The sequence below is a fragment of the Rahnella woolbedingensis genome, assembly GCF_003602095.1.
GTDB lineage: Bacteria > Pseudomonadota > Gammaproteobacteria > Enterobacterales > Enterobacteriaceae > Rahnella > Rahnella woolbedingensis.
This window is the reverse complement of the sequence record NZ_RAHH01000036.1, coordinates 26008-47008: the sequence shown is the minus strand read 5'-3', so window position 1 is coordinate 47008 and position 21001 is coordinate 26008. Positions and strand designations below refer to the sequence as shown.

The window sequence follows — 21001 nt, the reverse complement described above, 5'->3', positions numbered from 1 at the left end:
ATGCAAGGGAAGTGAGAGAAAAAAGGTCGAAATATCCTTTAAAAAACAATGCTGGTCACCTTAAGTGACCAGCATTAACCATCAGGGCCGCTTTATTAACCATTCTTGGCATCTTTTGCGCCATGTGGGCCGGTGTTTCGATTTATACCGTCACATCACTTGGCACATTGACGCGAAACACCAGTAACAGTACCGAACTGGTCAACAACATGACGCTGATCAGCAAAGGTAATGATCAGTATTTCCGTACCGTGACACGTCTGAGCCGCGCTGTTGCACAGCTTCAGGCGGACCCGACAAAAGGCAGTGAGACTTTTGATACCGCCAAACAATCCCTCGATGGACTGACACAGGCGCTGGCCAGTTTTAAAACGGCTGCGCATCCAGGTTTAGAGGATTCAGCCGTTCAGGAACTGATCACCAGCTGGGAAAACCTGCTGACTCAGGGCGTTACGCCGTTATTCAATGCTGCCAGCAGCAAGAATATCGATACCTATAACCAGTTAGCCAATACCACGGTGCCGGCTCTGAGCCGCAATTTTGGTTCATCTATGGAAAAAGTCAGCAGCCAGATTGCAGTTGATTTCCAGGCGGCACAAAGTGAATCCAATCATCTGACCTACATGAGCAAAGTGATCCAGCTGAGCGCATTCGGAGTGGGTTTGATCCTGCTATTGCTGACCGATCGTTATCTGGTGATGGCGCTGGTGAAACCGCTGGATAAAATCCGCGATCAGTTCGCGGTGATCGCCAGCGGCGACCTGACGCATAATCTGGAAGAGTTCGGAAAAAACTGTGCCGGTAAACTGATCCCGCTGCTGAACGTGATGCAGGCGAGTCTGGTGAACACGGTGCAAACTATCCGTAACTGTACGAACCACATCTATCAGGGCGCTTCAGAAATTTCAGCGGGCAATAACGATTTATCTTCGCGAACGGAAGAACAGGCTTCTGCTCTGGAACAAACCGCAGCCAGCATGGAAGAACTGACGGCAACGGTTAAACACAACGCTGATAATGCACATCACGCCAGCCAGCTGGTGATTGAAGCCTCAGGCACGGCGCAGAAGGGCGGCAATATTGTGGCGGACGTGGTCAGCACCATGAAAGACATCTCAGGCAGCTCGAAAAAGATTGCTGAAATTACGTCTGTCATCAACAGCATTGCTTTCCAGACCAATATTCTGGCGCTGAATGCCGCAGTTGAAGCCGCACGTGCGGGCGAACAGGGGCGTGGATTTGCAGTGGTCGCCAGTGAAGTGCGCAATCTGGCACAGCGCAGCGCCCAGGCAGCGAAAGAAATCGAATCGCTTATCAGTGAATCGGTTTCCCGCGTCGACAGCGGCTCCAGACTGGTGGAAAACGCCGGTCTGACCATGAACGAAGTGGTGCGCTCAATTACGCATGTCACCGATATTATGGCGGAAATCGCTTCTGCATCCGATGAGCAAAGCAAAGGTATCGGTCAGGTAGCGGTCGCGATCACTCAGATGGACAGCGTGACACAGCAGAACGCCTCGCTGGTTGAACAGGCCTCGCAGGCGGCCGTTTCTCTGGAAGAACAGGCTTCATTGCTCAACAACGCCGTAGCCACATTCAAACTCAGGGACAGCGTGACCAACGTGAAGGGACGGCCAGCGAAAGCGATTTCTGCTCCGCTGCTACGCCCGGATACCGGATTGCTTTCGGTGAATAGTGTGAAAAGCTCGGAAAATTGGGAAACATTCTGAGGGGTAAAGGATAGGCAAGGGTAGAGACAGAGAAGAAAAACAAACGGGTAGCCTGAAAAGGTTACCCGTTTTTACTCAGCCTTCATGACCGTTAAGATGCGCCAGCAGCATCTCTTCAATCAGTTCGCTACGACTGATATTACGTTCTTCAGCCAGCTTGTTGAGTGTATCAACAGCATCAGCATTCATTTTCAGCTCAACGCGACGCAGACCGCTCGCTTTATCGCGGCGTAACTGATTGCGCTTGTTGATCCTGAGCTGTTCATCACGGGATAGCGGATTTGTTTTTGGACGCCCCGGACGGCGGTCATCTGCGAACAGATCAATCGTCGTGCGATCCAGTTGTTCTTTTGCCATAGGTAGCGGTACAACCAGGAAGTTTTTACATCGGAAAACGGCAAGCCGATTCCTGACGAGCGTTTCACACATTTCGGGCTAAGAAACCCTGACCCCATTTACCCCCCGCGACTCAGCCTGAGTGAAACGGGGCGGCAAAATTATAGCGCGCAATCATACACTGGCGTGCCTGGAGTTCACAACGCCTGATTGCCCTGATTTCATGATAACTTTCTAAGTTGTGCAGACTTTGTGCACAATTTATCCCCAGGATGTTAAACCTCAGTCCACATCGATGAAACGGTGAACAGCGCGCAGCACGGCCTCAGGTTTTTCCGCATGAACCCAATGTCCGGTTCCGGCGACCACATAGGCTTTTGCCTGCGGGAACTGACGGGCGATATCTTCACGGTAGGCGTCCTGCACATACGGCGACAATCCGCCGCGGATAAACAGCGCCGGGTGATCCCACGCCGGTACGTCTTCCCAGCCGGTGATGGTTTCATATTCACTGAGCAGCACCGGGACGTTGAAGCGCCATTCTTCCTGCTGGAAAGATTTCAGCAGGAACTGGATCACGCCGTCTTCCTTTATATACTCACGCATACAGGCCGCGGCGGAGGTGCGGTCGCGTAAACCGGCGGCTGTGACGGCATTAATCGCCGCAAAAATCTCATCGTGACGGCGCACACGGTAATCGACCGGCGCGACATCAATGACGATGAGCTTTTCGATACGATCAGGGATAAGCGCAGTCAGCGCCATCGCGGCTTTTCCGCCCATCGAATGGCCGATAACGATGATTTTTTGGAAACCGACTTCATCCAGCGTTTCTGCTAAATCCTGCGCCATGGCGGCGTATGACATCTCATCAGAACGCCCGGACTGGCCGTGATTACGCAAGTCCACCTGTAACACTCTATGCTGTTGTTTCAGGTCGCGGCCCAGAACGCCCAGATTATCAAGGGTTCCGAACAGACCGTGGATTAACAAAACCGGCAGGGCATGGCTGCCAGCGACTTCAGGTTCTTGCAGGCGATAATGTAATTTCATGGCGAAGTTCATACTGATAAACGATTCCATTAGGTTATCATGAGTTGCGGATGATTTTTTTAAAACAGAAAGTTTCTGCCAGATGCCTGAACGGGATTTGACTACCAGGAACAGAACAGGCCGGAGCCTGCATGCAGCAAAAACGGGAAGTAGTCTGGTTTTTGCTTCGCGGCACAATTCCCCTGTTTGTTACTGTGTAGAAATTTGTATAATCCTTTTGAATTAAGTAGAAAAACAGTACTGGATAAAGATGAAAACTATTGAGGTTGACGAAGAACTCTACCGCTACATTGCCAGCCACACGCAGGCTATCGGTGAAAGTGCGTCTGATATTTTACGCCGTATGTTGAAGTTTACTGCCGGACAGACCGCTCCTGCCGCGCCAGTGAATACTTCCGTTATCGCCGGCACTGTTGCACAGGAAAAACCTGTCGCCGCCGCTGCAGCACCGACTTCGCGTGATAAAGTCCGCGCTGTCCGTGAACTCTTGCTGTCTGACGAATACGCAGAGCAGACCAAAGCGGTGAACCGCTTTATGTTGATCCTGTCGACCTTGTATGGCCTGAACCCGAAAGAATTTGCCGTTGCGACCGAGTCATTAACGGGCCGCACGCGTACCTATTTTGCCGGTGACCAGCAAACTCTGCTGCAAAACGGCATTCATACCAAGCCTAAACACGTTCCCGGAACGCCGTATTGGGTTATTACGAATACCAACACAGGTCGCAAACGCAGCATGATCGAACACATCATGCAACTCATGCAGTTCCCGGCGGAACTGACTGACAAAGTGTGCGGCACCCTCTAAATTTCAGCGTAAGGGAGAAGCGCCAGTGGCTAATCACCCCCGTGCAGGGCAACCTGCTCAGCAAAGCGATTTGATTAATGTGGCGCAGTTAACGTCACAGTATTACGTTCTGCAACCGGATCCGGCTAACACAGCGCATGCTGTGAAATTCGGCACGTCCGGCCATCGCGGTAGTTCGTTGCGTCACAGCTTTAATGAAGCGCACATCCTGGCTATTGCTCAGGCAATTGCTGAAGTGCGTAAAGAGCAGGGCACCACCGGCCCGTGCTACGTGGGTAAAGACACGCATGCGTTGTCTGAACCGGCGTTTATCTCTGTGCTGGAAGTGCTGACGGCGAATGGCGTGGATGTCATTGTTCAGGAAGATAACGGTTTCACGCCAACTCCGGCAGTGTCTCACGCAATCCTGACCCATAACCGCAACGGCGGCGCGCTGGCAGATGGCATCGTCATCACCCCTTCGCACAACCCACCTGAAGATGGCGGCATCAAATACAACCCGACCAACGGGGGGCCGGCAGATACTAATCTGACTTCCGTGATTGAGAAACGCGCTAACGCACTGCTGGCGGCCTCGCTTGCCGGCGTGAAACGTCAGTCTCTGGATCAGGCGTGGAAAAGCGGTCATCTGGTGGCGCAAGATCTGGTTCAGCCGTTTATCGAAGGCCTGACCGACATCGTTGATATGGCCGCAATTCAGAAAGCGGGTCTGAAACTGGGCGTGGATCCGCTCGGCGGTTCCGGTATCGAATACTGGAAGCGCATTGCAGAGCATTACAAACTGGATCTGACGCTGGTAAACGATGAAGTCGATCAGACTTTCCGTTTCATGCATCTCGACCACGACGGTGTGATCCGCATGGACTGTTCGTCTGAATCCGCAATGGCCGGTCTGCTGGCGCTGCGTGATAAATTCGATCTGGCCTTTGCCAATGACCCTGACTACGATCGCCACGGCATCGTGACGCCAGACGGTCTGATGAACCCGAACCATTATCTGGCGGTGGCGATTCAGTACCTGTTCAAGCATCGTCCGCAGTGGGGCAAAGATGTCGCTGTCGGCAAAACGCTGGTGTCCAGCGCCATGATCGACCGCGTGGTGGAAGATTTGGGCCGTAAACTGGTAGAAGTGCCAGTGGGCTTTAAATGGTTCGTTGATGGTCTGTTTGACGGCAGCTTCGGTTTTGGTGGCGAAGAAAGTGCAGGGGCTTCTTTCCTGCGTTTCAACGGCACTCCGTGGTCCACCGACAAAGACGGTATCATCATGTGCCTGCTGGCCGCGGAAATCACCGCCGTCACCGGCAAGAACCCACAGGAACATTACAACGAGCTGGCGGCACGCTTTGGTGCGCCAAGCTACAACCGTATTCAGGCACCTGCGACTCACGCGCAGAAAGCTGCGCTGTCCAAACTTTCTCCTGAACAGGTGAAAGCCGACACGCTGGCCGGTGACCCGATTACTGCCCGTCTGACCAACGCACCGGGTAACGGCGCGTCGATCGGCGGTCTGAAAGTCATGACCAAAAACGGCTGGTTCGCGGCACGTCCGTCCGGTACAGAAGAAGCGTACAAAATCTATTGTGAAAGCTTCCTCGGTGCTGAACACCGTGAACAAATCGAGAAAGAAGCGGTAGAAATCGTCAGCAAAGTGCTTGCCGACGCAAAATAGGCCCCTTTCTTCATCTCACCAAAAGCGCTGATTATTCAGCGCTTTTTTTTTGCGCGTTTCTTGCCGGAAATTCAGACATAAAAAGATATATCTAAATGCGCAATAAAACTTGCCACTGTCTGAAATTCGATCTAGTTTAGATATATCGAAATGATTCGATATATCTAAATGGGACGTAAATTATGTTTAGCAAAATGTTTGAAGGCCGCCATCGCGGTCACGGTTGCCGGGAAGAAGGGCATCGCGGTCATTGCCGCCATGAATCAGAACACAGCGATCACAGTGAGCGCCACATGTTACGACGTGATGGCCGTCATCGTGGTGAAGAACGCGGTGAAGAAGGGCGTGAACGCCGTGGGCGTGGCGAAGGCCGTCGCGGTGGTCGCGGCGAGCGCGGTGTACATCGTCTGTTTGAACATGGTGATTTGCGCCGCGTGCTGCTGGCGCTGGTGGCGAAAAAACCGAGCCACGGTTATGAGCTGATCAAGGCGATTGAAGAAGCGTCGTCCGGTCTCTACGTACCAAGCCCTGGCGTGATTTATCCGACGCTGACGCTGCTGGAAGAGCAGGATTTCCTCGAGCCTGTTGCGACCGGTAATGGCCGTAAAAGCTATCAGATAACCGAAGCCGGAAAAGTGGAACTGGCGCAACATCAGGCAGCCGTGGATGTGATTTTTGCCCGTCTGGCTGGCGCTCAGCGACCGCGTGAAAACAATCTGGCAGAAGGTATTCATGAATCGATGCACCGCCTGCGCCACGCGTTGCGCGGTAACATGATGCGTTCTGATCTGACGCCGGAGCAGGTGGTGCGGGTGAGTACGATTTTGCTGAAAGCGGCTGAAAGTCTGGAAGCTGAATTTGGCGAAGCAAAACCGGAAACTGACGAACCTAAGGCATAAAGCGATAGCCCACGCCGGTTTCGGTCAGTAAATGACGCGGCCGGGTGGCGTCGGCCTCCAGTTTCTGGCGCAGATGCCCCATGTAGATGCGCAGATAATGGCTGTGTTCGACGTAATTCGGGCCCCAGACGTGGCTCAACAACTGACGCTGAGTAATGACTTTGCCGCTGTTTGCCAGCAATTCGGCCAGCAGGCGAAACTCAATCGGCGTCAGGTGACAGTCTTCACCGTTACGCTGCACGCGGCGGTTAATCAAATCCACTGTGACATCAGCAAACGTCACCAGCGGGCTTTCCTGCGAACTGCCCGCATGACGTCGCAACGCCACACGAACCCGCGCCAGCAGTTCACCGACGCCAAACGGTTTGGTCAGAAAGTCATCAGCACCGGCATCCAGCGCCGCAATCTTATCTTCTTCGCTGGTGCGTGCCGACAGCACAATCACCGGGATGGCGCTCCAGTGGCGCAAATCGCGGATATAGGTCAGGCCATCACCGTCCGGTAAACCGAGATCGAGAATAATCAGATCCGGTTTACGCGTGCCCGCCTCAATCAGACCCCGTTGCAGCGTCTCACTTTCAAAGACCCGCAAGCCTTCTGCCTCGAGTGCCGTGCGCACAAAGCGGCGGATCTCTTTTTCATCTTCAACAATTAAAATATTTACCGGGGATGCGCTCACGTTGCCTCGTCGATGTCAGTGTCCATATCCGCTTCCATCTCAGGCAGGGCCTCAAGCGGCAGCCTGAAACGGAAACGCGCGCCGCCGTCAGGGCCATTCTCAGCCCAGACTCGTCCGTCGTGCACTTCAATAATGGCACGACAAATCGCTAATCCCAACCCCACACCGGGAATGGCTGACTCTTTATTTCCACGGGCGAATTTCTCGAAAATAGCGTGTTCGGCACCGGCCGGAATTCCCGGACCGTTATCCCAGACTTCGATTTCCAGCCACTCATCCAGCGGCGTGGCTTTGATGCCGATGGTCGCGCCGGTTCCGGCGTATTTATGGGCGTTTTCCAGCAGATTGATCAGCACCCGTTCAATAAGGCTGGCGTCGCAGTTAACCAGCACCATCTCCTTGGGCAAATCGATTTCGATATGGTCGTGCGCCAGCACCGGTTCCAGCATCCGCAACGCGCTGCCGGTGATTTCTTCCACCGACTGCCACTCTTTACGCAGATTAAATCCGCCTGACTGAATGCGTGCCATATCCAGCAGATTATTCACCAGCCGCGTGGTGCTCAGCACCTGCTGGCGGATCTGGCTGGCCTGCGGAGCGTGCTTTGAACCTTCCGATGCCAGATCCAGCGTCAGGATTTCGGCCTGTCCGAAAAGTACCGTCAGCGGCGTGCGTAAATCGTGGGAAAGCGCGGAAAGCAGCGAGTTGCGCAGTTGCTCACGTTCGGTTTCCAGCCGCGCCGTTTCCGCGCTGGCCGCCAGATGCAGTCGTTCGAGCGCATTAGCAATCAGCACGGTAAAGGTCTGCAACAGGCGTTGCTGTTCCGGCACTAACAGCTGGCGGATATTCGGCGGTTCAACTGCCAGCAGACCACGCGATTCGCCGGAAGCAATCAGCGGTAAAAGCTGATAAGGCACGCCGGGCAGGGTATCAGTGCCCGCACCGGCAGGCAGTTTTTTGTCGAAACTCCAGCGGGCGATGGCGTCATCGACCACAATCGCCGTGATTTCACCGGCAGGCTGCGCCAGTTCACCGTTTTCCTGCGGCAGTAAAATGGCGGTTTTCGCATTCAGGCTGGAAGAAATAAAATGGCGGCTGGTTTGCGCGATGGCTTCCGGCGTCAGCGACTGGCTCAGTCCTTTGGACATTTCATACAGATGCTGAGCACGTTTTTCACGGTGGCGGGCGATACGCGCCTGATAACGCACACCGGCAGTCAGATTCCCGATCAGAATACCGACCAGCAGCATCACGCCGAACGTCACCAGATATTGTGCGTCAGTGACTGCCAGCGAGCCGCGCGGCTGCACGAAAAACAAATCAAAACTGACGACGTTGATCACCGCTGCCAGCACTGACGGCCAGCGACCATAGAACAGCGCTACCACGACCACGCCAAGCAGATACACCATCACCAGATTGGCCTGGTCAAACGTCGGCACCAGCCATTGTGACAACACGGTAATCACCGCACACAGCGCCACGGCGAGGGCGCAGCCCCGCAACTGGCGGCTGAAACGGTCGGCGAAAGTGCGCGGATCCTGTTCTTTACGCGCCGGATTCGGTGGAGAATCTTCCAGTCCGACGACGATTAAATCGAGATCCGGCGCGATATCGGCCAGTTTATCGGCAAAGCTGGTGCCGAATTTCCAACGTTTTTCGCGGCGGCGGCCGGTCAGGATTTTGCCCAGACGATGCTCGCGGGCGTAGCGCAGAATGGCCTGTTCTTCCTGCGGATCGGAGAGCGTAGCGGTTTCCGCGCCCAGTTCCTGCGCCAGTTTCAGAGAATGTAAAATGGCGCGGCGCTGGCCTTCCGGCAAACGGTGCAGACGCGGGGTTTCCACGTAAACGGCGTGCCATACGCAGCCTAGGCGCGCGGCCATACGCGAAGCGACACGCACCAGTTTTTCATTGCCGCCGCCATGACCAATGCACAATAACAGCGCGTCGCGGGTATGCCAGACGCGGTTGACGCCCTGATCGTCACGATACTCACGCATCTGATCGTCCACGCGGTCGGCGGTGCGACGCAGGGAAAGTTCGCGCAGGGCAATCAGATTGCCTTTACGAAAGAAGTGTTCGATGGCGCGTTCGGCCTGACCGGGGATATATACTTTGCCTTCTTTGAGGCGCTGACGCAGGGAATCGGGAGGTAAATCCACCAGCACCACTTCGCTGGCGTCATCAAACAAACGGTCGGGAACAGTTTCGCGAATAATAATGCCGGTGACGCCGCTGACCACATCGTTCAGGCTTTCCAGATGCTGAACGTTGACGGTGGTAAACACGTCGATTCCGGCATCGAGTAACTCTTCGACATCCTGCCAGCGCTTTGGATGACGGGAACCGGCGGCATTGCTGTGCGCCAGTTCGTCCATCAGGATCAGGGCAGGGCGGCGAGCCAGCGCGGCGTCGAGGTCAAACTCCTGCACCTGACGACCGCGATGGTTTATGCGTTTCGGCGCTAACAGAGAAAGCCCCGGTAACAACACCTGTGTTTCCTGCCTTCCGTGGGTTTCCACCACGCCAACCAGCACGTCGAGGCCGGTGGCGCGCAGGCGCTGGGCCTCCTGCAACATGGCGAACGTTTTCCCGACGCCCGCACAGGCGCCGAAAAAGACTTTCAGTTGCCCGCGTGGCTTCTCATTCGCGAGCGCCAGCAGGCTGTCGGGATCGGGGCGATCGTCTGTCATATCATCCTGTCAGGTTGATTAATTGGCTTTCAGTTCATCCAGGGCTAAGTTCAGACCGAGCACGTTCACGACGTCGGGGCCGAGGAAACCAATCAGCGGCGATGAGGTATTATCATCAATCAATTTATCCACTTGCGCCAGTGGCAGACCGCGTGCGGCAGCAATGCGTGAAGCCTGCCATTGGGCGGCCTCCGCTGAAATCTGCGGATCTAATCCGCTGCCGCTGGCGGTTACCAGATCCACCGGTACCGCCGCAGGACTATGCGGATTGGCCTTACGCAGCGCCGCCACGCGGTCTTTCACCGTCTGATCCAGCGCCGGATTACTGGCCGCCAGATTGCTCCCGCCGGAAGCCATCGGGTTATACGGCGAGTCGGAGGTGACGGACGGACGTCCCCAGAAATAATCATTACGGGTAAAATTCTGGCCGATCAATTCAGAGCCAATCACTTTATTGCCGCTGTCTTTAATCAGCGAACCCATCGCCTGCGGGCGGAACACCAGCTCAGAAACGCCGGTGGTCAGCAGCGGATAAACGACGCCGGTCGCCAGGGTCAGCAGAACCGTCATCACCAGAGCCGGGCCGACATAGGACATTCTTTTAACGGACATAATAGTCTTCCTCAAAAATCAGCTCAGATGTAAAACGGTCAGGATCACGTCAATCAGTTTGATACCGGCGAACGGCACCAGCAGCCCGCCGACGCCATAAATCCACAGGTTTCGGCGCAGCAGCGCGGCGGCACTCATGGCTTTATAGCTCACGCCTTTCAGCGCCAGGGGGATCAGAAATACAATCACCAGGGCGTTGAAAATAACCGCCGACATAATGGCCGAAGACGGCGACGTCAGGTGCATCACGTTCAGCGCATTCAGCTGCGGATACGTCGCCGCAAACGCCGCCGGAATAATGGCGAAATACTTCGCCACGTCGTTGGCGATACTGAATGTGGTCAGCGAACCACGGGTCATCAGCATCTGTTTACCGATATGCACCACTTCAATCAGCTTGGTCGGGTTGGAATCGAGATCGACCATGTTCCCGGCTTCTTTCGCCGCCTGCGTCCCTGAGTTCATCGCCACTGCCACATCAGCCTGCGCCAGTGCAGGGGCATCGTTGGTACCATCTCCGGTCATGGCGACTAAGCGACCTTCCGACTGATACTGACGAATCAAGGCCAGTTTGGCTTCCGGCGTGGCTTCTGCCAGAAAATCGTCGACACCGGCTTCAGCGGCAATTGCGGCGGCAGTCAGACGGTTATCCCCGGTGATCATCACCGTTTTGATGCCCATTTTGCGCAGCTCGGCGAAACGCTCTTTGATGCCGCCTTTGACGATATCTTTCAGCTCGACCACGCCCAGCACTTTCGCACCTTCTGCTACCACCAGCGGCGTACCGCCTTTACGCGCCACGTTTTCCACCAGCCCATCGACGGCTTTCGGGAAGGTGCCGCCGTTGGATTCCACGTGACGACGAATCGCATCCACCGCACCTTTACGGATGCTGCGCTCACCGACGTTAACGCCACTCATGCGGGTTTGCGCGGAGAAGGGCACGAAAGTCGCATTCAGTGAATGAATGTCGCGTTCGCGCAGGTTAAAGCGCTGCTTCGCCAGCACCACGATACTGCGACCTTCCGGCGTTTCATCGGCCAGAGACGATAACTGCGCGGCATCGGCCAGTTCCTGTTCCGTCACCTGAGGCGCGGGCAGGAACTGCGATGCCTGGCGGTTACCGAGCGTGATGGTGCCGGTTTTATCCAGCAGCAACACATCTACGTCACCGGCGGCTTCCACCGCACGGCCACTGGTGGCAATCACGTTTGCTTCCAGCATGCGGCTCATACCTGCCACGCCGATGGCTGACAACAAGCCACCGATGGTGGTCGGGATCAGACACACCAGCAGCGCCACCAGCACGGTGATAGTCACCGGAATACCGGCGTGACTGGCGCCCACGCTAAACAGTGAGAACGGATAGAGCGTGGCCGTCGCCAGCACGAACACCAGCGTCAGCGCCACCAGCAAAATGGTCAGCGCCACTTCGTTTGGCGTTTTGCGACGTTTCGCGCCTTCGACCATCGCAATCATGCGGTCGAGGAAGGTATCGCCGGGGTTCGCCGAGCACTCGACCACCAGCCAGTCGGATAAGACGCGCGTCCCGCCGGTAACAGACGAGAAGTCACCGCCGGATTCGCGGATCACCGGTGCGGATTCACCGGTAATGGCGCTTTCATCCACCGACGCGCCGCCGACCAGCACTTCACCGTCGCACGGCACGGTATCGCCTGCCTCGATCAGTACGTAATCGCCTTTGCGCAGCGTATCAGCGGCAACTTTAATCACCGGAGATTCAGGGCGCGGTTCATAAATCTTTTTCGCCCAGCTGGTTTTCTGCACGCCTTTAAGGCTCTGCGCCTGCGCCTTGCTGCGGCCTTCCGCCAGCGCTTCGGCGAAGTTGGCAAACAGCACCGTGAACCACAGCCACAGCGACACGCTGCCGGTAAAGGCCGCGCTGCCGTCGGTACGGTGCAGCAAAATCGCCAGCCAGATAAGCGTGGTCAGAATGCTGCCCAGATACACCACGAACATCACCGGATTGCGCCACTGAACGCGAGGATCCAGTTTTTTCACCGAATCCAGCAGGGCAGTGCGGATCAGACGGGGTTCAAATAACGCACGTTGTTTACGACTCATCTTTTTAGTCTCTATATTCATCAGTTCAACGAGTTACGCAGCATTACTGTGCTGACCAGACCTGCAAATGCTCCGCGACCGGCCCCAGCGCCAGCGCCGGAATAAAGGTCAGTGCGCCGACTAACAACACGGTGCCGACCAGCAGGCCGATAAACAGCGGGCCGGAGGTCGGCAGGGTGCCGTTGCCTGCCTGCTGGCGCTTTTTCGCCACCAGTGAACCGGCAATCGCCAGCACAGGAATAATCACCCCGAAGCGGCCGAAGAACATGCAGGCTGCCAGCAACAAGTTGTAGAACGGAGTGTTAACGCTCAGCCCGGCAAACGCGCTGCCGTTGTTGTTGGCGGCGGAAGACACCGCGTACAGCACCTCACTGAAACCGTGTGCGCCGGGGTTTAAAATCCCCGCACGACCGGCATCGGTGACCAGCGCCAGCGCGGTGCCGAGCAGGACCAGCGTCGGTGTGACCAGGATTGCCAACGCAGTCATCTTCATGTCGTAAACGTCGATTTTCTTACCGAGGTATTCCGGTGTGCGGCCAATCATCAGCCCGGCGATAAACACCGTTAGCAGCACGAACAGCAGCATGCCGTACAGACCAGAACCCACGCCGCCGAATACCACTTCACCAATCTGCATCAGCCACATCGGTACCATGCCGCCGAGTGCGGTAAAGGAATCGTGCATGGCGTTGACCGCACCGCACGACGCCGCCGTCGTCACCACTGCATACAAACTGGAAGCCAGAATACCGAAGCGGCTTTCCTTACCTTCCATATTGAAGTTGCTGTTAGCGCCCAGCATCCTGAAGTGCGGATTGCCTTTGAGTTCGGCGTACATCACCACGACGACGGAAACCACGAAAATCACCGACATCGCCCAGACCAGTGCATGGCCCTGACGGTTATCGCCGACCACACGGCCAAATGCGAAGCACAACGCGCAGGGGATAATGAAAATCGCCAGCATCTGCACCATGTTGCTCAGCGCTGTCGGGTTCTCAAACGGATGCGCGGAGTTAGCACCAAAGAAGCCGCCACCGTTGGTGCCGAGCATTTTGATCGCTTCCTGCGAAGCCACCGGCCCCATCGGCAATGTCTGTTGCAGACCTTCCAGCGTAGTGATGTGCTGATACGCTTCGAAGTTTTGCAGCACGCCCTGACTGACGAAAAACAACGCCAGCAGGAAGGACACCGGCAACAGCAGATACAGCGTGATGCGCCATAAATCCGTCCAGGCGTTACCGATGGTTTGCGCTGAAGGGCGCGCAAAGGCTCGGATCAGGGCGAACGCCACGGCGATACCGGTTGCAGCAGAGAGGAAGTTCTGGACGGTCAGCCCGACCATCTGACTGAGATAGCTCAGCGTGCTTTCGCCGCTGTAAGCCTGCCAGTTAGTGTTGGTGACGAAACTCACCGAAGTGTTGAAAGCCAGATCCCATGACAGCCCGCCAAAATGCTGCGGGTTCATCGGCAACACGCCCTGTGCCATCAGCATCGTCATCAGCACCATGATGCCCAGAATGTTGAACACCATGATCGCCAGCGCGTACTGCCACCAGTTCATTTCAGCATGACTGCTGCCAGACGTGCGTAAAACACCGTTTTCTATGCGCTGAATAAATGCGCCGGGCTGTCCTTCGATCAGTTGAGCAATAAAGTGTCCCAGTGGTTTTGCCAGCAGCAAAAGCACCAGCATAAAACTGGCAATCAGTAAGAATCCGGTTGCGGCCATTTAAAAATCCTCCGCATTCAGCAGGGCATAAACCAGATAGCCGAGCAGCAGAAGAACCAGTAATGCGCCGCAGATTACGCCAACACTCACAATCCACCTCCACAGGTGTGTTTTTATGTTGTGGCGAGAATAAGGAAAGGCAGGAAAAGATCCTGAAAAGAAACAGCACGGGCGTGTAAAAAAAGTATAAAAATTCCTTCATCCCTGAAGCCACAGCGGCGTTATCTGCGCTCAATAACCCAAATCACTGACCTGAGTCAGCTCATCGGGATGCTTTCGCCTGATGCCTTGCTGTAACGCCAATGACTTAGTAATCGCGATTAACTTTAATTGTGTATTTATTTAACCATTCTGTAACTCAATTACAGCGATTGGGCAAAATTGGCGAAAATTTACACTTCAAAGTGGTCAGATGAGTAGTAAAATTTCATCAATTGCGGTATATTTTTCGCAACTTACAGTTTCCGAAAAATATGACAGGAGCAACGCTATGAACGATTACACCCCGTACACAATGACCCGCATACTGGCCCGCCGCGCTTTTGTTATCGCAGCTGGTGTTCTGGCCCTGCCGGTTATGCTGTTCCGCGCTGACCGCGCCCGTTTTTACAGCTATTTACACCGCGTCTGGATGAAAACCAGCGATAAGCCGGTATGGCTGAGTCATGCTGAGATGGCAACACAAGATTTTTATTAATTTAGCCCCCTCCCCTGCGAAGGTGAGGGTTGGGGTGGGGTATTAAGGTCAAACACCCGATTTGAAGTCTGCGTAAGCCGTTGTTCGGTCTGCTAAATCCCCTCCCATCCTCCCCCTTCGCAGGGGAGGGGCCAAAAACCCCGTTTCCCCGACGGGGTTTTTTATTGCCCGTCGATAAACCTGTACAACATTATTTTTATGTATAACTTGTGCTAAAGTTATACATGCAGGTGATGAAGTTCAGGCACCCCTCTTTTACTTAATTCCGGGAGCTGACCATGGCGAAAACAATTCCAGTTGGCATCAGTGCATGTCTGTTGGGTGACAACGTCCGTTTTGATGGTGGTCATAAACGCCTGGCGTTTGCGGTCGAGCAGTTGTCGCCTTATGTGCGCTTTGAGTCGATTTGCCCGGAAATGGCCATCGGCTTACCGTCACCCCGCGCGGCGCTGCGTCTGATTAAAAGTGACGATGGCGTGATCATGCGTTTCAGCAACGACGAAACCACCGATATCACCGAGAAAATGCAGGCCTACGCCGAGAAACGCGTCGCGCCACTTGAGCATCTTTGCGGCTATATCGTCTGCGCAAAATCTCCCAGCTGCGGGATGGAGCGCGTGCGGGTTTACAGCGCCAACGGCAAAGATGCTAAAAAATCCGGTGTGGGGATTTATACCGCCGAGCTGATGAAACAGCATCCGTGGCTGCCGGTGGAAGAAGACGGCCGGCTGAATGATCCCGTGCTGCGCGAGAATTTCGTCGAGCGCATTTTTACGCTTTTTGAGCTCAATCAGCTGCGTGAAAGCGGTCTGACGCGCGGCAAGCTGATGGCTTTCCATAGCCGTTATAAACTCATTTTGCTGGCCCATTCTCAGCCGGAATACCGCGAACTGGGGCGCTTTGTCGCTGCGATGGCCGGGTGGGATTCCCTCGATAAATACTTTGACGAATACCGTCTGCGGCTGATGAATCTGCTGAGCCACAAAGCCACGCGCCGCAATCACACCAACGTGCTGATGCACGTTCAGGGATATTTCCGCAAACAGCTGAGTTCGCCGCAACGTCAGGAACTGGCCGGGCTTATCGACCGTTACCGTCAGGGCATGCAACCGCTGCTGGCGCCCATCACTTTGCTCAAACATTACATGTCGGAATATCCGGACGCTTATCTGGCTGACCAGCGTTATTTCGAGCCCTACCCGGAAGCTTTAAAACTTCGATACGGACATTAAAAGGAGTGTTATGACCACGCATTTAGTCTGGTTCCGTAATGATCTGCGGATAACCGATAACCGCGCGTTGCACGCCGCCTGTGAGGATCCGCAGGCGCATGTGATAGCCCTTTTTATTGCCACGCCGGAACAGTGGAAACAGCATGAAATGGCGCCGCGCCAGGCGATGTTTATTTATCAACATTTGCAGTCGCTGCAACATGCGCTGGCGGAACGCGGCATCGGGCTGCATTACCATCAGTGTGATGATTTTGCCGACAGCGTGGACTGGCTGAAAGAGTTCTGTAAAGCCGAAAAGGTGGATGCGCTGTTTTACAACAAACAGTATGAAATCAACGAGCGTCAGCGTGATGTGGCGCTGGAAAAAGCAGTCAGTGAATCAGTCATCTGCCACGCATTTGATGACAGCCTGCTGTTGCCGCCGGGTTCGGTCACGACCGGCAACAATGAGATGTACAAGGTGTATACGCCTTTTCGCCGGGCGTTTTTATCCCGCCTGACCGAGTCCGACAGCCGTTCTTTACCTGCGCCGCCCGCCCGCGAAAATGCCGGAAAAGTGGTGATGCACCGGCTGATGCCGTTCGATTATCCGCTGGCCGATATTGGTGAAAATTTTGCGATCGGCGAGGAAGCCGCCCGTAACCAGCTGCGCAGTTTTTGTCGCGAACAGGTACAGGATTATCTCGTACAGCGCGATTTACCTGCGGTCGATGGCACCAGTTCGCTGTCGCCATATCTGGCGATTGGCGTGCTTTCACCGCGCCAGTGTCTGAACCGTCTGCGCACCGAATGCCCGGACGTGCTGGAGAAAACAGACGGCGGCGCGTTCGGCTGGCTGAATGAACTGGTGTGGCGTGAGTTTTACCGTCATCTGATCGTCGCCTGGCCGAAGCTTTGCAAACATCAGCCGTTCGTCGAATGGACCGACAATGTGCGCTGGCGTCATGCGCCGGAAGATTTGCAGGCGTGGAAAGACGGCAAAACCGGTTACCCGATTGTCGATGCGGCCATGCGTCAGCTGAATGCGACAGGCTGGATGCATAACCGCCTGCGTATGATTGTCGCCAGTTTTCTGGTGAAAGATTTGCTGATCAACTGGCGCGAAGGCGAGCGGTATTTCATGTCACAACTGCTCGACGGCGATCTGGCAGCCAACAATGGCGGCTGGCAGTGGGGCGCGTCTACCGGCACCGACGCCGCGCCGTATTTCCGCATTTTCAATCCGACCACGCAGGGCGAACGTTTTGACAAAGCCGGACGCTTTATCAAAGCCTGGGTGCCTGAGCTGGCGGATGTGCCAGAAAGAGACATTCATCAACCGCATCGCTGGGCGGAGAAACATCATCGCGTGCTAGACTATCCGCTGCCGGTTATTGATCACGCGCGGGCGAGAAAAGACACCCTCGCGGCGTTTGAGGCGGCAAAAAACCGGTCTGACTGACCTGACTCTCTCACCACGACAAGGAGCGATGTGATGAAAAAACACCTGCTGGCACTGATGCTGGCATGCTGGGCTGGACAGGCCACCGCGGGATTTGACGTGGTGGCGCTGGGCGTGAACGGCGGCGTCGAAGAAGGTAATCTCACCTCGTACCTTGTCAGAAGTGACGATCAAAAACTTTATCTTGGCCTGGATGCAGGTTCTGTTTTGCCGGGCATCCGCAAGGCGCTGGATAAGGGGAGCTTCCCGCAGGTGACCGCTGAAAATGCCGCGCCGCTGACCCCGCAGGGTGCGGTTTTCCGCAACCTCATCGGCGGATACTTTATCAGCCACGGTCATCTCGACCATCTGGCGGGGCTGATTATCAGTTCGCCGGAAGACACTAAAAAACCGATTTATGGTACGGCGGATACCGTCGGCACGCTGCGTCAGCACTATTTCAATGGCCGCGTCTGGCCGAATTTCACCGACTCCGGCAGTGGTTTGCGCATTGGCACTTATCGCCTGAATCAGCAACGTCCGGCGCAACGTTTTTCCCTCGGCCTAACCGGTCTGGATGGCACTATCTATCCGCTCAGCCACGGTGGCACGCCGTCGAGCATGATTCTGGTGAGCCGTGACAAAGAGTCGTTCGCCTTCTTCGGTGATACCGGCCCTGATGAAGTGGAAAAATCGAAGAACCTGGATACTATCTGGCGCGTGCTGGGTGATGAGGTCAAGGCGAAACGGCTCAAAGGCATCATCATCGAAACCTCTTATCCCGATGGTGTGCCAGACAGCAAACTGTTCGGGCATCTGACACCAGAGTGGCTGCTGAAAGAACTGGGGCATTTGCAACAATATGCGGGGGGTGAGGGCTCACTGAAAGATCTCACGGTCATTATCAGCCACGTCAAACCAAGCCTGAAAGCGGGTGCTGATCCTGAAAAAGAGATCATGGCGCAACTGGAGAAAGGCAATAATCTGGGTGTGAAGTTTGTCAGAATGGCGCAGGGTGATAAATTAGCGGTCAAATAGACAATCTACCAATAAGAGAAACACCATGAATAATCTCCAGCTCGAAATGCTGATCAACCAGAAACTGGACGTCGGTAATTTCCACGATTACGCACCCAATGGTTTACAGGTAGAAGGCCGCCGTAACGTGCAGCGCGTGGTGACCGGTGTGACCGCGTCTCAGGATCTGCTGGATGCCGCCATTGCCGTAGAAGCTGACGCCATTCTGGTTCATCACGGTTATTTTTGGAAAAATGAACCAGCGGTGGTTCGCGGAATGAAGCGCAATCGTCTGAAAACTCTGCTGGTCAGTGATACCAATTTATACGGTTACCATCTGCCGCTGGATGCGCATCCGGAACTGGGAAACAACGCGCAACTGGCGAAACTGTTCGGGATTAACGTGCTGGGTGAAGTGATGCCGCTGGTGCCTTACGGCGAATTTGACAAGCCGCTGACCGGTGAAGAACTGCGTCAGCGTATAGAAGTGACCCTTGACCGCAATGTGCTGCACAGCTCGCAGGGCGGCCCGGCTGAAATCCGTCGTGTCGCCTGGTGTTCCGGCGGCGGCCAGGGCTTTATCCAGCAGGCGGCAGAATTTGGCGTGGATGCCTTTATCAGCGGCGAAGTGTCAGAACAAACTATCCATATTGCGCGTGAAATGGGGATCCATTTCTATGCTGCCGGCCATCACGCCACAGAACGTTACGGCGTGAAAGCGCTGGGCGAATGGCTGGCAGCGGAACACAATCTGGATGTCATGTTTATCGACATCGATAACCCGGCTTAGAGGCTATCTTATTGGCCATTTTGGATCCCGGCAGTGCTCGTGACAGTCACGTACGCATTGTCCGCTCCTGTCCCTGCGCGCTGGCCAAATCCCAACTGCCTGCAACGATGACGCCCCTCACTTGGGTGTCGTTTTATCCGCCGTCTCATCCGAAACGCTGTCTTCGAGCAGGGTAAACGCCCGCTGTAATCCGGTATCCACTTCGGGGTCTGCGCCCTGCGGGGGATACTTGCTTTCCTCTTCCTGTTCTTCTGCGGTTTCGCTTTCCTCAACCCGGGGTTCGACGACGTTTTCCGGTGCTGGCATGGTGTCCTGAATCATCTGCTCATCAAACGCCGGATTCAGCGCAGGAGAGAGTGGCGAACTGCTCAGACTGTCCGGCATGGCGATGTGCGGAACCGGCGCATCGACCGCCATCTGCGTTTCTTCTTCTTTTTTCGATGTCCGGCTCAGCGCCACAATTCCGCCGCCGCACAGGGCAAAAAAGGCGTAGAGAATATTACCGCCGAGCGGTTCTATCAGCGCGCCAACCGCCAGCGGGCCAATACACGCCCCCACGCCAAACGCCATCAGCAGACAGGCTGAAAGCGAAACACGACGCTCCGGCTCAATCATGTCATTAGCCAGCGCGACGACCAGCGGGTAAAGCGTGAACTGCATCAGGCTGACGATAAAACCAATGCCGAGCAGCAGCGGGAAGGAAATATGCGTCAGCAGCGCCAGTGGCAATGCCGCCACTGCCAGCAAAATGGCGTTGATGCGCATCAGCATGTTGCGGTTATAGTGATCGGACAGCCAGCTCAGCGGGAACTGCGCCAGTAATCCGGCGAAAATCGCCAGCGCCATAAACAGGCCGGTTTGTTGTGTGCTCAGCGATTGCTGGCTGGTGTAAATCGGTGCCAGTCCGTAAAACGAACCGACGACCATGCCAATCAGCAGCGTGATGGCCAGCACTTTGGGGATCGCGCCGATAAAGAATTTCAGCTCCATCGGTGCCGGTGACATATGGCCGACGTTGGTGCGCGTCGTCAGGGCAATGGGCACCAGACAGAGCGCGAAACACAGCGCGATAACGATAAGCGTACTGACGCCTAAATCGCTGTTGAGCATCAGCACCACCTGACCGAGCGCCATCCCGAGATAAGACGCCACCATATAAAAGCCGAACACTACGCCGCGCTGGTTAGCTTCAGCCTGATCGTTGAGCCAGCTTTCCAGCACCATATATTGCACCATCATGCACAAGCCGATGATCAGGCGCAGCACCACCCAGACCGGAATAATGTCGGTCAGGCCGTGACCGAGCACTGCGGCGGTAATGATGCCGGAACAGGAGACGTAAGCGCGAATATGCCCGACGCGGGCGATCAGGATATGGCCGACTTTGCCGCCGATCACCAGCCCGATGTAGTTAGCGGCGATAATCGCCCCGATCATCGCGCCGCTGACGTGGATAGCGGACAGACGCAGGGAAATGTAGGTGGTCAGCAGGCCGGAGCCCAGCAGCATCAGTAATGTCGTGGTGTAGAGCGGAAAAAAGAGTGCTAAT

At 55.3% G+C, this 21001-nt stretch carries 18 protein-coding genes; 9 read left to right on the top strand and 9 right to left on the bottom strand.

Annotated elements, in window-relative coordinates; genetic code table 11:
* The first annotated feature begins 80 nt into the window (after positions 1-80).
* Positions 81-1730, top strand: a complete 1650-nt coding sequence (locus D6C13_RS22520; RefSeq protein ID WP_279630077.1) for a methyl-accepting chemotaxis protein — start codon at positions 81-83, stop codon at positions 1728-1730.
* Between the two features lie 75 nt (positions 1731-1805).
* On the opposite strand, the gene ybfE is transcribed toward D6C13_RS22520, so the two are convergent.
* On the bottom strand, positions 1806-2087 hold the full coding sequence (ybfE, locus tag D6C13_RS22515; protein WP_056772022.1) for a LexA regulated protein: 282 nt from the start codon (positions 2085-2087) through the stop codon (positions 1806-1808).
* A gap of 261 nt (positions 2088-2348) precedes the next feature.
* Entirely contained in the window at positions 2349-3131 is a 783-nt protein-coding gene (gene ybfF, locus D6C13_RS22510) for an esterase (protein WP_120134905.1), read from the bottom strand.
* Positions 3132-3369: 238 nt separating this feature from the next.
* On the opposite strand from ybfF, the gene seqA reads away from it, so the two are divergent.
* From seqA to D6C13_RS22495, 3 genes are all read left to right on the top strand, one after another.
* Positions 3370-3927 carry a replication initiation negative regulator SeqA gene (seqA, locus tag D6C13_RS22505; RefSeq protein WP_120134903.1) on the top strand — a complete coding sequence of 186 codons (558 nt, stop codon included), beginning with the start codon at positions 3370-3372 and terminating at the stop codon, positions 3925-3927.
* Between the two features lie 25 nt (positions 3928-3952).
* Positions 3953-5596 (top strand): phosphoglucomutase (alpha-D-glucose-1,6-bisphosphate-dependent), encoded by a 1644-nt coding sequence (gene pgm, locus D6C13_RS22500; RefSeq protein ID WP_120134902.1) that lies wholly within the window; start codon positions 3953-3955, stop codon positions 5594-5596.
* Positions 5597-5790: 194 nt separating this feature from the next.
* On the top strand, positions 5791-6495 hold the full coding sequence (locus tag D6C13_RS22495) for a PadR family transcriptional regulator (protein ID WP_425272746.1): 705 nt from the start codon (positions 5791-5793) through the stop codon (positions 6493-6495).
* Here the strand turns inward: D6C13_RS22495 and kdpE are convergent.
* Genes kdpE through D6C13_RS22465 form a run of 6 tightly spaced genes read right to left on the bottom strand, consistent with a single transcriptional unit; the run spans position 6485 to position 14386 of the window.
* Complete coding sequence (gene kdpE, locus D6C13_RS22490; protein ID WP_112287658.1) at positions 6485-7174, bottom strand: two-component system response regulator KdpE; 690 nt, start codon at positions 7172-7174, stop codon at positions 6485-6487. The genes D6C13_RS22495 and kdpE overlap by 11 nt on opposite strands.
* Positions 7171-9867, bottom strand: a complete 2697-nt coding sequence (gene kdpD / locus D6C13_RS22485) for a two-component system sensor histidine kinase KdpD (protein ID WP_120134900.1) — start codon at positions 9865-9867, stop codon at positions 7171-7173. The genes kdpE and kdpD overlap by 4 nt, the downstream gene beginning before the upstream one ends.
* An 18-nt stretch (positions 9868-9885) precedes the next feature.
* Positions 9886-10464 carry a potassium-transporting ATPase subunit KdpC gene (kdpC, locus tag D6C13_RS22480; protein WP_208642932.1) on the bottom strand — a complete coding sequence of 193 codons (579 nt, stop codon included), beginning with the start codon at positions 10462-10464 and terminating at the stop codon, positions 9886-9888.
* 33 nt (positions 10465-10497) lie between these two features.
* Positions 10498-12564, bottom strand: a complete 2067-nt coding sequence (kdpB, locus tag D6C13_RS22475; protein ID WP_120134898.1) for a potassium-transporting ATPase subunit KdpB — start codon at positions 12562-12564, stop codon at positions 10498-10500.
* A gap of 43 nt (positions 12565-12607) precedes the next feature.
* Positions 12608-14296, bottom strand: a complete 1689-nt coding sequence (kdpA, locus tag D6C13_RS22470) for a potassium-transporting ATPase subunit KdpA (protein WP_120134897.1) — start codon at positions 14294-14296, stop codon at positions 12608-12610.
* Positions 14297-14386: a K(+)-transporting ATPase subunit F gene (locus D6C13_RS22465; RefSeq protein WP_071823630.1), complete on the bottom strand. Its 90-nt coding sequence runs from the start codon at positions 14384-14386 to the stop codon at positions 14297-14299.
* 400 nt (positions 14387-14786) lie between these two features.
* Between D6C13_RS22465 and D6C13_RS22460 the strand changes: the two genes are divergently transcribed.
* The 5 genes from D6C13_RS22460 to D6C13_RS22440 all read left to right on the top strand — a co-directional run bounded on the left by D6C13_RS22460 (position 14787) and on the right by D6C13_RS22440 (position 19452).
* Positions 14787-14993: a YbfA family protein gene (locus D6C13_RS22460; RefSeq protein ID WP_013576456.1), complete on the top strand. Its 207-nt coding sequence runs from the start codon at positions 14787-14789 to the stop codon at positions 14991-14993.
* Positions 14994-15271: 278 nt separating this feature from the next.
* Complete coding sequence (locus tag D6C13_RS22455; RefSeq protein ID WP_120134896.1) at positions 15272-16225, top strand: YbgA family protein; 954 nt, start codon at positions 15272-15274, stop codon at positions 16223-16225.
* A 10-nt stretch (positions 16226-16235) separates the two neighbouring features.
* Positions 16236-17666: a deoxyribodipyrimidine photo-lyase gene (phrB, locus tag D6C13_RS22450; RefSeq protein ID WP_120134895.1), complete on the top strand. Its 1431-nt coding sequence runs from the start codon at positions 16236-16238 to the stop codon at positions 17664-17666.
* A gap of 33 nt (positions 17667-17699) precedes the next feature.
* Positions 17700-18683 carry an MBL fold metallo-hydrolase gene (locus D6C13_RS22445; RefSeq protein ID WP_120134894.1) on the top strand — a complete coding sequence of 328 codons (984 nt, stop codon included), beginning with the start codon at positions 17700-17702 and terminating at the stop codon, positions 18681-18683.
* Positions 18684-18708: 25 nt separating this feature from the next.
* Positions 18709-19452, top strand: coding sequence for a type 2 GTP cyclohydrolase I (locus tag D6C13_RS22440; protein ID WP_120134893.1), 744 nt, complete (start codon positions 18709-18711; stop codon positions 19450-19452).
* Between the two features lie 117 nt (positions 19453-19569).
* Here the strand turns inward: D6C13_RS22440 and D6C13_RS22435 are convergent, their stop codons facing one another.
* Positions 19570-20961, bottom strand: a complete 1392-nt coding sequence (locus D6C13_RS22435) for an MFS transporter (RefSeq protein ID WP_425272745.1) — start codon at positions 20959-20961, stop codon at positions 19570-19572.
* Positions 20962-21001: the final 40 nt, after the last annotated feature.

What these genes read in the sequence shown, in the direction of transcription:
- phrB (WP_120134895.1), top strand. Translation starts at nt 16,236, where the DNA reads ATGACCACGCATTTAGTCTGGTTCCGTAATGATCTGCGGATAACCGAT.
- D6C13_RS22455 (WP_120134896.1), top strand. Translation starts at nt 15,272, where the DNA reads ATGGCGAAAACAATTCCAGTTGGCATCAGTGCATGTCTGTTGGGTGAC.
- seqA (WP_120134903.1), top strand. Translation starts at nt 3,370, where the DNA reads ATGAAAACTATTGAGGTTGACGAAGAACTCTACCGCTACATTGCCAGC.
- D6C13_RS22460 (WP_013576456.1), top strand. Translation starts at nt 14,787, where the DNA reads ATGAACGATTACACCCCGTACACAATGACCCGCATACTGGCCCGCCGC.
- ybfF (WP_120134905.1), bottom strand. Translation starts at nt 3,131, where the DNA reads ATGAACTTCGCCATGAAATTACATTATCGCCTGCAAGAACCTGAAGTC.
- D6C13_RS22495 (WP_425272746.1), top strand. Translation starts at nt 5,791, where the DNA reads ATGTTTGAAGGCCGCCATCGCGGTCACGGTTGCCGGGAAGAAGGGCAT.
- kdpC (WP_208642932.1), bottom strand. Translation starts at nt 10,464, where the DNA reads ATGTCCTATGTCGGCCCGGCTCTGGTGATGACGGTTCTGCTGACCCTG.
- ybfE (WP_056772022.1), bottom strand. Translation starts at nt 2,087, where the DNA reads ATGGCAAAAGAACAACTGGATCGCACGACGATTGATCTGTTCGCAGAT.
- D6C13_RS22435 (WP_425272745.1), bottom strand. Translation starts at nt 20,961, where the DNA reads ATGCTGCTGGGCTCCGGCCTGCTGACCACCTACATTTCCCTGCGTCTG.
- D6C13_RS22440 (WP_120134893.1), top strand. Translation starts at nt 18,709, where the DNA reads ATGAATAATCTCCAGCTCGAAATGCTGATCAACCAGAAACTGGACGTC.
- kdpD (WP_120134900.1), bottom strand. Translation starts at nt 9,867, where the DNA reads ATGACAGACGATCGCCCCGATCCCGACAGCCTGCTGGCGCTCGCGAAT.
- kdpB (WP_120134898.1), bottom strand. Translation starts at nt 12,564, where the DNA reads ATGAGTCGTAAACAACGTGCGTTATTTGAACCCCGTCTGATCCGCACT.
- D6C13_RS22445 (WP_120134894.1), top strand. Translation starts at nt 17,700, where the DNA reads ATGAAAAAACACCTGCTGGCACTGATGCTGGCATGCTGGGCTGGACAG.
- kdpA (WP_120134897.1), bottom strand. Translation starts at nt 14,296, where the DNA reads ATGGCCGCAACCGGATTCTTACTGATTGCCAGTTTTATGCTGGTGCTT.